Consider the following 10,371-nt stretch of genomic DNA (forward strand, 5'->3'; position numbering starts at 1 on the left):
ACCAGGTCGGCTTCCTTGAGCCGGGCCAGGTGGGTGGAGACACGAGGCTGGGCCAGGCGGGTGATCGCGGCCAGTTCGGCCACCGTCAGTTCCTCGCCTTCGAGCAGGGCCAGCAGGCGGACCCGGGTGGGATCGGAAAGGACCTTCAAACAGGCCGACCAGGCGTCCAGGTCCATGGTTTATCCTTCCATCCGGATTCAAAGATATGGCGAGGTTAGGCCGGCTTACCGGGGGCGTCAAGCCGCGCCCGCGCGCGCTTCACGCGGCGTGGACCTGCCGACGACGGCGGCAGCCGCTACAATCGCCTTCTTGTCCGAAACGAACCGAAGGTGCCCCGTGGATTTCCGATTCACCGAAGAACAGCTGATGATCCAGGACGTCGCCCGGCGCATCTCCCGGGAAAAGATCGCCCCCAGCGCCGAACACCACGACCGCACCGGCGAGTTCCCGCTGGAAAACATCCGCACCCTGGGTGAAAATGGCCTGATGGGCATCGAAGTGCCGGCCGAATACGGCGGCGCCGGCATGGACCCGATCAGCTACGTGCTGGCCATGGTCGAGATCGCGGCGGCCGACTGCGCCCACTCCACCATCGTTTCGGTGAACAACTCGCTGTTCTGCAACGGCATCCTCAAGTTCGGCACCGAGGAGCAGAAGCAGAAGTACGTGCGCGCGATCGCCGAAGGCAAGGAAATCGGCGCCTTCGCGCTGACCGAGCCGCAGTCGGGCTCCGACGCCACTGCCATGCGCTGCAAGGCCGTGCGCCAGGACGACGGCAGCTACGTGGTCAACGGCAAGAAGAGCTGGATCACCTCCGGCCCGGTCGCCAAGTACATCGTGCTGTTCGCGATGACCGACCCGGACAAGGGCGCCAAGGGCATCACGGCGTTCCTGGTCGACACCACCAAGCCGGGTTTCCACCGCGGCAAGACTGAACCCAAGCTGGGCATCCGCGCCTCGGCCACCTGCGAAATCGAATTCCAGGACTACGTCGTGGCCCCGGACGAAGTGCTGGGCGAAGACGGCCAGGGCTTCAAGATCGCCATGGGCGTGCTCGACGCCGGCCGCATCGGCATCGCCTCCCAGGCCATCGGCCTGGCCCGCGCCGCCTACGAGGCCACGCTGGAATACGTGCGCGAACGCAAGGCCTTCGGCCAGCCGATCGGCGCCTTCCAGATGACCCAGGCCAAGATCGCCGACATGAAGTGCAAGCTCGACGCTTCGCTGCTGCTGACCCTGCGGGCCGCCTGGCTCAAGGGCCAGGACCAGCGTTTCACCACCGAAGCGTCCGTGGCCAAGCTCACCGCATCGGAAGCGGCCATGTGGATCACCCACCAGGCCGTGCAGATCCACGGCGGCATGGGTTATTCCAAGGAGATGGCGCTCGAACGCTATTTCCGCGACGCCAAGATCACCGAAATCTACGAGGGCACCAGCGAGATCCAGCGCCTGGTCATCGCCCGCAACGAAACCGGCCTGCGCTAGGCACTGGCCCATACCCCGGCGTATCCGAAGCCCCGCTGAAGCGGGGCTTCTTTTTGGGCCGCGCGAAGCTGGCCGGGCGTAGTCCCCGCGACTACAATTCACGTTTTACCCACGCCCCTGCGAGAAAGCAGCTGATGAACGCCCACGCCCTGGCTTCCGCCGAGTCCCTTGACGCCATTGCCGCCGCCCTGGCCGGCCCCGCGTCCCAGCCCGACGGGGGCCTGCTGGAAGCGTTCACCCGAAGCTTCTACGTGCGGGTGCCCGACGACGAACTGCGCAGCCGCGACGCTGGCGAATGGGCCGCGATCGCACGCAGCTTCCTGGCCTTTGCGCGCCAGCGGGCGCCGGGCACGGTGTCGGTGTCCATCGGCAGCCCGGCCATGGCCAGCGACGGTTACGAAAGCACCCACACGGTCGTGCGCATCGTCAACGACGACATGCCCTTCCTGGTCGACTCGGTGCGCATGGCGTTGTCGAAGTTCGACATCACCCTGCACCAGATCGCGCACCCGGTGATCAACCTGCGCCGCGACGCCGCCGGCCAGCTGCAGGCGGTGGGCGAGGGCGAGGCCGAATCGCTGATGTACCTGGAAATCGACCGCCAGGCCGACGCCCAGGCCATGGCCGACATCGAGGAAGCCATCCGCGAGGCCCTGGCCGACGTGCGTTCCGCGGTCGCCGACTGGTCGCAGATGCGCGAGAAGATGCTGCAGATCGCCGGCGAGATCCCGACCCGCGACATGCCCGTCGAACCCGCCTGCCGCGCCGAAACCGAAGCCTTCCTGCGCTGGGCCGCCGACAACCACTTCACCTTCCTGGGCTACCGCGAATACGAGGTGGTGGATCGCGAACTTCGCGTCGTCGAAGGCAGCGGCCTGGGCCTGTTGCGCGGCAAGGACCAGCAGGCGCAGTCGCGCCCGATCACCGGCCTGGCCGCCGCCGACCTGCCGCCGGGCACTTCGCTCGATGTGCTTATCCTGACCAAGACCAATGCCCGCGCCACCGTGCACCGGCCCGGTTACATGGACTACATCGGCGTGCTGGCCTTCGACAAGGACGGCCGCGCCGTGCGCGAGCAGCGGTTCCTGGGCCTGTACACCTCCAGCGCCTACAACCGCCGGCCCTGGGAAATCCCGATGGTGCGCCTGCGCCACGAACACGTCATGGCGGCTTCGGGCCTGGCCCCGACCAGCCACAGCGGCAAGGCCCTGCGCCACATCCTGGAAACCCTGCCGCGCGAAGAACTGTTCCAGTCCAGTGCCGAGGAACTGCAGCGCACCGCGATGGGCATCCTGGGCCTGCAGGAACGCGCCCGCACCCGCCTGTTCCTGCGCCGCGACCGCTACGGCCGTTTCTTCTCGGCCCTGGTCTACATCCCGCGCGACCGTTTCAACACCAGCATCCGCCACCGCATCGAAGCGGTGCTGATGCGCGAACTGGGCGGCGAGCGCCTCGACCACAGCGTGCAGATCGGTGAATCGCCGCTGGCCCAGCTGCACCTGGTCATCCGGCCCAAGGCCGGCTGCCGGGTCGATTTCGACCAGGACCAGCTGGAAGCCGAGCTGGCGCGCATCGTGCGCGACTGGCACGACGAACTGCGCGAGATCCTGGTGCGCGACGCCGGCGAAGAACAGGGCCTGAAGCTGGCCCAGACCTACGGCCGCGCGCTGCCGGCCGGTTACGTCGAGGCCGTGTCGCCGCAGGTGGCCGCCGCCGACGTCATCCAGGCCTCGCGCCTGGCCGGCCCCGGCGACCAGCGCATCTCCTTCTATCGCCACGGCGAGGACCTGCGCCTGAAGCTGGTGCGCCGCAGCGGCGACATCGCGCTGTCGGACGTGCTGCCGGTGATGGAAAACCTCGGCCTGCGCGTGCTCACCGAACATCCCTACGAAATGGAAGTCGAGGGCGAGCGCATTTCGATCCAGGACTTCGAGGTGCAGGCGCGCCACGGCGAGATCGACGTCGACGCCGCCCGCCAGCCCTTCGAGGAAGCCTTCACCGCGGTCTGGAGCGGCGAGGCCGAAAACGACGGTTTCAACCAGCTGCTGCCCAGCGCCCGGCTGGAATGGCGCGACATCGCCATGCTGCGTGGCTACACCAAGTACGCGCTGCAGACCGGCGTGCCGTTCTCGCAGCCGTACATGGAAGAAACCCTGCAGCGTTATCCGGTCATCGCGCGCCTGCTGTGGGAACTGTTCGCGGCGCGCTTCGAGCCGGGCCGCGAAACGCCGCTCGACGCCGCCGGCCGCCAGGCGCTGCACGACCAGATCGCCTGGCTGCTGCCCAAGGACCGCCGCAAGGCCCTGGACACGATCCCGCAGGAAATCGCCGCGGCCCGCAGCCTCGACCGCGCCGCCCAGATCGACGCCGTCACCGACGCGCTGGAAATCCTGCTCGACAGCGCCGTGCAGAGCATCGACGACGACCGCATCCTGCGCGGCTACCAGGCCCTGATCAACGCCACCCTGCGCACCAATTTCTACCAGCGCAAGGACGGCGCCTTCCGCGACTACATCGCCTTCAAGTTCGACCCGGCCCTGGTGCCCGACCTGCCCAAGCCGCGTCCCTACCGCGAGATCTTCGTGTACTCGCCCTGGGTCGAGGGCGTGCACCTGCGCTTTGGCCCGGTCGCGCGCGGTGGCCTGCGCTGGTCCGACCGCCGCGAGGATTTCCGCACCGAGGTGCTGGGCCTGGTGAAGGCGCAGATGGTGAAGAACACCGTCATCGTGCCGGTCGGTTCCAAGGGTGGCTTCGTGGTCAAGCGGCCGCCGGTCGGCGGTGACCGCGACGCCCAGCTGGCCGAAGGCATCGCCTGCTACAAACGTTTCATCAACGGCCTGCTCGACATCACCGACAACCTGGTGGACGGCGAGCTGGTGCATCCGCAGGACGTGGTTCGGCACGATGGCAACGATCCCTACCTGGTGGTCGCGGCCGACAAGGGCACCGCCACGTTCTCGGACATCGCCAACGGCATTTCCGCCGAGCACGGCTACTGGCTGGGCGACGCCTTCGCCTCCGGTGGTTCGGTCGGCTACGACCACAAGGGGATGGGCATCACCGCGCGCGGCGCCTGGGAATCGGTCAAGCGCCACTTCCGCGCGCTCGGCATCGACAGCCAGTCGCAGGACTTCACCTGCGTGGGCATCGGCGACATGTCCGGTGACGTGTTCGGCAACGGCATGCTGCTCTCGCGCCACATCCGCCTGGTGGCGGCCTTCGACCACCGGCACATCTTCCTCGACCCGAATCCGGATTCGGCGCGCAGCTACGCCGAGCGCGAGCGTTTGTTCGCGCTGCCGCGTTCGAGCTGGGAAGACTACGACGCCTCGCTGATTTCCGAAGGCGGCGGCATCTTCCCGCGTACGCTCAAGAGCATCCCGGTCAGCCCGCAGGTGCGCGAGGCCCTGGGCCTGGCAGCCGACGTCGAGCAGCTCAGCCCCTTGGCGCTGATGAACGCCATCCTCAAGGCGCCGGTGGACCTGCTCTGGAACGGCGGCATCGGCACCTACGTCAAGGCCAGCAGCGAAAGCCACGCCGACGCCGGCGACCGCGCCAACAACGGCCTGCGCGTCAACGGCAACGAGCTGCGCTGCCGCGCGGTGGGCGAGGGCGGCAACCTGGGCCTGACCCAGCGTGGCCGCATCGAGGCCGCCATGAACGGCGTGCTGGTGAACACCGACTTCATCGACAACTCCGCCGGCGTGGACACCTCCGACCACGAGGTCAACATCAAGATCCTGCTGGCCGGCCCGGTGCAGCGCGAGGAACTGAGCCTGCCCCAGCGCAACGAGCTGCTGGCCAGCATGACCGACGAAGTCGCCGAGCTGGTGCTCAACGACAACTACCGGCAGAACCAGGCGATCAGCCTGATGGAGCGCATGAGCGCGGCCCGCCTGGGCTCGTTCGGGCACTTCATCCGCGTGCTTGAAGGCCAGGGCCTGCTCGACCGCGCCATCGAGTTCCTGCCTTCGGAAGCCGAGCTCGGCGACCGCAAGGCGCGCGGCCAGGGCCTCACGCGTCCCGAGCTGTCCGTGCTGCTGAGCTACGACAAGATCGTCGTGTTCAACCAGATGCTCGATTCGGACGTGCCCGAGGACCCCTACCTGTCCAAGGAGCTGGTGCGCTATTTCCCCAACGCCCTGCAGGAACGTTTTGCGCAGGACATGGAAAACCACCGCCTGCGCCGCGAGATCATCGCCACCGCGGTCACCAACTCCACCGTCAACCGCATGGGCGCCACGTTCCTGCTGCGCATGCAGGAAGACACGGGCCAGTCGGCGGCGCAGATCGCCAAGGCCTTCACGATCAGCCGCGAAGTTCTCGACGCCCGCGAACTCTGGGCCGGCATCGACGCCCTGGACCTGAAGGTCAGCGAGACCGCCCAGCTAGAGGCCCTGACCAGCATCTGGCAGCTGCAGCGCAACCTCACCCGCTGGCTGCTCAACCGGCCGGGCGAAGTGCTCAACATCGCCGAGAAGGTGGAACGTTACGCCGGCGGCGTTGCCGAGCTGCGCGCCTCGCTCGACCGCGTGCTGCCCGAAGCCGCCCGCGCCGAACTGGCCGCCGACGTCGCCCGCTGGCAGGGTCACGGCTACCCGGAAGACATGGCCCGCGCCTTCGCCAGCCTGCCGTTCCTGGCCTATGCGCTGGACATCGTCGAAGTGGCGATCGAACGTTCGCTGCCGGTGGCCGAGGTGGCCGCGAGCTATTTCAGCCTGTCCGACGCCCTGCACACCAAGTGGCTGATGGATGCGGTCGAGGCGCTGCCGGTGGGCGGCCGCTGGCATGCCCAGGCCCGCGGCGTGCTGCGCGACGAACTGCAGGCCCAGCAGCGGGCCCTGGTTGGCCAGGTGCTGGTGGCCGGCGCCGGCCTGCCGGCGGAACAGCGCGTCGAACGCTGGCTTGAACGCGACGACGCCGCGCTGCGCTACACGATGGCGATGTTCGCGGACATGCGCGACCTGCGCGACCTCGACTATCCGACGCTGTCGGTGGCGGTGCGCCGCCTGGCCCAGGTCGTCGCCTCCGGCGCGGCCTGAGCAAGGCGGGCTGGCTGCGGTATCCTCGGGCCCATGACGAGCCTGCCCGCCCAGCCCCGCATCGCCTTCCTCGCCAGCTCCACGCCCGAGGCCCAGGCGGCCCGTGAACACTTCACGGCCGGCTTTGGCCAGGTGGCGCCGGAAGACGCCGACGTCATCTGCGTGCTGGGCGGCGACGGCTTCATGCTGCACACCCTGCACCGGCACGGCGCGCTGGCGAAGCCGGTTTACGGCATGAAGCTGGGCACCGTCGGTTTCCTGATGAACCAGTACCGGCCCGAGAACCTGCTCGAGCGCCTGCAGGCCGCGCACGCCACCGTGCTGCGGCCCCTGGAAATGACCGCCACCTCGGAATCGGGGGCGACGGTGTCGCTGCTGGCCTACAACGAAGTGTCCATGCTGCGGCAGACCCGCCAGACCGCGCACCTGCGCATTTCGCTCAATGGCCAGGTGCGGCTGGACGAACTGGTCTGCGACGGCGCCCTGGTGGCAACGCCGGCCGGCAGCACGGCCTACAACTTCTCGGCGCACGGGCCGATCCTGCCGCTGGGTTCGCAGGTGATCGCGCTCACGCCGATCGCCGCCTTCCGGCCCCGGCGCTGGCGCGGTGCGCTGCTGCGTTCGGACACCGTCATCCGCATCGAGGTGCTCGACGGCCACAAGCGCCCGGTCAGCGCCACCGCCGATTCCCACGAAGTGCGCGACGTCACCGAGATCACCGTGCGCGAGTCGCTCGAACGCACGGTCACGCTGCTGTTCGACCCCGAGCACAATCTCGAGGAACGCATCCTCAACGAGCAGTTCATCACCTGAGCCGTCGCGGCTGCTGAGACAGCCGCCGGCGACACTAGCCCCATGGCCCCGAACTCCCTCCCGCCCGAACAGCCCTCCGACCGCCTGGTCGTCGCCATCACGGCGCGGGCCCTGTTCGACCTCGAAGACAGCCACGCACTGTTCCAGGCCAGCGGCCTGGAGGCCTACGCCCAGTTCCAGCGCAGCCGGGAAAAGGAAGTCCTGCCGCCGGGCATCGCCTTCCCGCTGGTGCAAAAGCTGCTGGCGCTCAACGAAGGCTGCCCGCCCGAGGCGCCGCGGGTCGAGGTGGTGCTGCTGTCGCGCAACTCGTCCGACACCGGCCTGCGCATCTTCAATTCCATCCGCCACTACGGCCTGGGCATCGTGCGCGCGGTTTTCACCAGCGGCGCCGAGGTCTGGCCCTATATCCGGCCCTTCGGCGCCCAGCTGTTCCTGTCGGCCAACCCCGATTCGGTGCGCAGCGCGCTCGAACACGGCGTGGCCGCGGCCACCATCCTGCCGTCCAAGCCGCCCGAGCGCACCCACGACCAGCTGCGCATCGCCTTCGATGGCGACGCCGTCATCTTCGGCGACGAATCCGAACGGGTCTCGCGCCTGTCCGGGCTGGCGGCCTTCCACGACAACGAAACCAACCGCGTCGGCGAAGCGCTGTCGGGCGGGCCGTTCAAGGGTTTCCTGGCGGCGCTGCACAGGCTGCAGGAAGCCTTCCCGGCCGGCGAGGCCTCGCCCATCCGCACGGCCCTGGTGACCGCGCGTTCGGCGCCGGCGCACGAGCGCGTCATCCTCACCCTGCGCGAGTGGGGCGTGCGCCTGGACGAAGCCATGTTCCTGGGCGGGCGCGACAAGGGCCCGTTCCTGGAAACCTTTGGCGCCGACATCTTCTTCGACGACTCCCAGCACAACGTCGACAACGCCCGCCGGCACGTCGCCACCGGCCACGTGCCCTACGGCGTCACCAACGAAGGCTAGGCGGGCGTTGCCGCCGGCACCGGCCGGCGCATGGCGTGGATACCCCAGGCGACCGCCGCCACGACGGTGCCGGCCGCGAACGCCGCCGGGCCCGCGCCCACCCGTTCCCACATCAGGGCCGCCAGGCCGGCGCCCAGCACGCCGCCCACGCCCGAGCTGAAGCCGTAGAGCAGGCTTTGCCCCGCCACCGCGCGCCGGCCCGGGAAATAGTCGGTGATCAGCCGCATGCAGCAGGCGTGGAAGGTGGCGAAACTCAGGGCGTGCGTGGTCTGCGCCAGCGCCATCACCCAGAACAGGTCGGCGAAGGCCGCCACCAGCGCCCAGCGCAGCACCGTCACAGCCAGGCAGACGCTGAGCAGCCGCGCGGCACCGAAGCGCGCGATCAGCCGCGGTGCCTGCCAGAACATCGCGATCTCGATCAGCACGCCGATCGCCCAGAGCGCGCCGATCGCGGCCCCGGAATGGCCGGCCGCCTGCAGGTGCAGGGTGTAGAACACGTAGAAGGGCCCGAAGCCCAGCTGCATCAGCATCGCCACCAGCAGGAAGCGGCGCACGCCCGGGCGCTTGAACAGGTGGCCGGCTTCGGCGATCGCCGGGCCGGTGATTTCCGGCGGCCGGTCGTGCCGGTGCGGCCAGGCCGAAATCGCCATGGCCACGAACAAGGGCAGGGTCAGCCAGGGGAAGCTGTCGGCGCCAAAGCGGTCCATCAGCGCGCCATAGCTCGACGCCACCAGCAGGAAGCCCACCGAGCCCCAGACCCGCAGGCGGCCGTACAGCTCCGGGCTGGGGCCCAGCGCGGTCAGGGTCATCGCTTCGAACTGCGGCATCACCGCGTTGTAGAACAGCCCGAACACCGCCATGACGCCAAGCAGGGCCCAGGCCTCGCGGGTGACCAGAAAACCGGCGAAACACAGCGCGGTGACCACGCAGCCGGCGACGAACCATTCGCCGGGCCGCGCGCTGCGGCCGGCCAGGGCCGCCCAGGCCGGCGGCGCGACGATGCGCGTGCCGTACCACAGCCCCAGCATCGCGCCGATCACGAAACCGCCGTGGCCCAGCGCGTCCACCCAGCGCCCCACGTAGGGCGTGTAGGCGCCCAGCGCGGCGTAGTAGCAGAAGTAGAAGGCGGCGAATCGCCAGAGTGAGCGGGGCATGGGGCGCAGGGCAGGAAAAAGAAAGGCCGGGCCCGAAGGCCCGACCGTCACATCATCGCCGTTTCCGCGAAGCCGCGGAACGGGTTCCCGCGCTTACCGTTCCCGCGGCCCGGCGACCACCGGACGCGTCCGGCGCACGCCTTCGCGCAGGGCTACTTCGCGGGTTTCCAGGGTGCCCAGGCGGGTCTGGTCCTTGAGCTCCAGGAAACGCAGTTCGAACGGGGCGCCATAGCCCATCGGCAGGTTACCCGGGCCGAAGGCCAGGTCGAGCTTGCGCTCGCCGGCATCGAACCAGCTGGCCGAGTGCGCCTGGGCGACGGGCTGCAGTGCGCCCTGCGGGCCGGTGGCATATAGCACGCCGCGCAGCTCGTAGCGACCCGGGGCCGCCACCTGCACCGGCAGGCTGAACTTCACCGCGCCCGGGTCGAAGGCATAACCGCCGCCCAGGCGCGCCGTCGGGCGGCTGACCTCGATCGCGGTGCGGGCGTCACGCTGCACCGGGCCGTCCTTGCTGGCGGCACCGGCGAACAGCTGCACTTCCCACAGGCCCGGCGTCGGGTCGGCGTCCAGCGGCAGCTGGCCGACGGCCTTGCCCTTGCTGACCGCCAGCGGCCAGGACTGGCCCGACGGCGATACCAGCTGCGCCTGCACGACGCCGCCGGCCAGGGCCGAATCGCCCTTCTGCAAGCTGGTCGCCACTTCGACGGTGTCGCCGGCGAGCAGGCGGCCGCGTTCGGACTGGGCCACCAGCACCAGGTCGGACCTGGGCTCGAACACGTGCACCAGGTAACGGCCCGAGGCCTTGCCCAGCTGCAGCTGGAAACGGCCCTGGCCCACGGAGTCGTCCAGTTGCACGATCACCGTGCCGTCGCTGACGTCCATGCCGGCTTTCTGCAGCTGCTCGGTGG

At 69.2% G+C, this 10,371-nt stretch carries 7 protein-coding genes; 4 read left to right on the top strand and 3 right to left on the bottom strand.

The window, feature by feature from the left end:
- Window positions 1–176 (bottom strand): metalloregulator ArsR/SmtB family transcription factor (locus AACZ35_RS08810; RefSeq protein ID WP_339828299.1); only part of this gene is annotated, 176 nt, incomplete at its 3' end.
- 160 nt (window positions 177–336) lie between these two features.
- On the opposite strand from AACZ35_RS08810, the gene AACZ35_RS08815 reads away from it, so the two are divergent.
- The 4 genes from AACZ35_RS08815 to AACZ35_RS08830 all read left to right on the top strand — a co-directional run bounded on the left by AACZ35_RS08815 (window position 337) and on the right by AACZ35_RS08830 (window position 8,309).
- Window positions 337–1,485, top strand: coding sequence for an acyl-CoA dehydrogenase family protein (locus AACZ35_RS08815; RefSeq protein WP_339828294.1), 1,149 nt, complete (start codon window positions 337–339; stop codon window positions 1,483–1,485).
- A 134-nt stretch (window positions 1,486–1,619) separates the two neighbouring features.
- Window positions 1,620–6,527 (top strand): NAD-glutamate dehydrogenase domain-containing protein, encoded by a 4,908-nt coding sequence (locus AACZ35_RS08820; RefSeq protein WP_339828295.1) that lies wholly within the window; start codon window positions 1,620–1,622, stop codon window positions 6,525–6,527.
- A gap of 42 nt (window positions 6,528–6,569) precedes the next feature.
- Window positions 6,570–7,340: an NAD kinase gene (locus tag AACZ35_RS08825; protein ID WP_339828300.1), complete on the top strand. Its 771-nt coding sequence runs from the start codon at window positions 6,570–6,572 to the stop codon at window positions 7,338–7,340.
- A gap of 42 nt (window positions 7,341–7,382) precedes the next feature.
- Window positions 7,383–8,309 carry a 5'-nucleotidase gene (locus tag AACZ35_RS08830; RefSeq protein WP_339828296.1) on the top strand — a complete coding sequence of 309 codons (927 nt, stop codon included), beginning with the start codon at window positions 7,383–7,385 and terminating at the stop codon, window positions 8,307–8,309.
- Here the strand turns inward: AACZ35_RS08830 and AACZ35_RS08835 are convergent.
- Together AACZ35_RS08835 and AACZ35_RS08840 are read right to left on the bottom strand one after the other, a co-directional pair.
- A complete protein-coding gene (locus AACZ35_RS08835) occupies window positions 8,306–9,463 on the bottom strand; it encodes an MFS transporter (protein WP_339828297.1) in 1,158 nt (385 codons plus the stop codon). The two genes, AACZ35_RS08830 and AACZ35_RS08835, sit on opposite strands and share 4 nt — an antisense overlap.
- A gap of 93 nt (window positions 9,464–9,556) precedes the next feature.
- Window positions 9,557–10,371 (bottom strand): DUF4785 domain-containing protein (locus AACZ35_RS08840; protein WP_339828298.1); only part of this gene is annotated, 815 nt, incomplete at its 5' end.

The sequence above is a fragment of the uncultured Arenimonas sp. genome (assembly GCF_963976025.1).
In the GTDB taxonomy this organism is placed as follows: Bacteria; Pseudomonadota; Gammaproteobacteria; order Xanthomonadales; family Xanthomonadaceae; genus Arenimonas.

Bases quoted from the DNA above. Each gene is read 5' to 3' on its own strand.
- AACZ35_RS08820 (WP_339828295.1), top strand. From the start codon at position 1,620: ATGAACGCCCACGCCCTGGCTTCCGCCGAGTCCCTTGACGCCATTGCC.
- AACZ35_RS08830 (WP_339828296.1), top strand. From the start codon at position 7,383: ATGGCCCCGAACTCCCTCCCGCCCGAACAGCCCTCCGACCGCCTGGTC.
- AACZ35_RS08835 (WP_339828297.1), bottom strand. From the start codon at position 9,463: ATGCCCCGCTCACTCTGGCGATTCGCCGCCTTCTACTTCTGCTACTAC.